The sequence below is a fragment of the Candidatus Skiveiella danica genome, from assembly GCF_022705245.1.
Lineage (GTDB): Bacteria > Pseudomonadota > Gammaproteobacteria > Burkholderiales > Burkholderiaceae_C > Skiveiella > Skiveiella danica.
The window spans coordinates 1-565 of the sequence record NZ_JAKJEW010000170.1; the positions used below are offsets into that span (position 1 = coordinate 1).

Genomic DNA, 565 nt, shown 5'->3' on the forward strand with positions numbered 1-565 from the left:
CGCCGACAGCGTCGCCCTGCTCACGGACATGGCACTCACGGCCGCCGACGTCGATGAACTCGAGGTCGAGCAGGCGCGGCGCGCCGCAAGGCTCGCCCGCGAGTGCATCCAGGCCGAGCCGCTGCCGGCCCTGCTGACGATCCAGCAGGCCCATGCCGCGCAGCAGTACGTCATCCCGCCGATGACCCTCACGCGCGGCGACGCCGCCACGGCCATGGCCGTCGCACCGCAGCGCCTGGCCTTTGAGTTCGAGCTTGGCGGCCAGGAGCAGTTCTACCTGGAGGGGCAGATCAGCTACGCCTGCCCCGAGGAGGCCGACGGCCTCAGCCTCTACTGCTCGACCCAGCACCCCAGCGAGATGCAGCATCTGGTGGCGCAGGCGCTGGGCCGGTCGGCGCACGCCATCCGCGTCGAATGCCGGCGCATGGGCGGCGGCTTCGGCGGCAAGGAGAGCCAGTCGGCGCTGTTTGCCTGCGTGGCCTCGCTGGCGGCGGCGCGACTGAACCGACCGGTCAAGCTGCGCCTGGACCGCGACGACGATTTCCTGGTCACCGGGCGGCGCCAC

At 72.0% G+C, this 565-nt stretch carries 1 protein-coding gene; it reads left to right on the forward strand.

All coding sequences use genetic code 11. The annotated features are described in order from the left end of the window. Window positions 1–565, forward strand: a 565-nt coding sequence (locus tag ACMUOY_RS20775) for a molybdopterin cofactor-binding domain-containing protein (protein ID WP_413894601.1), incomplete at both ends; no start/stop codon positions are given.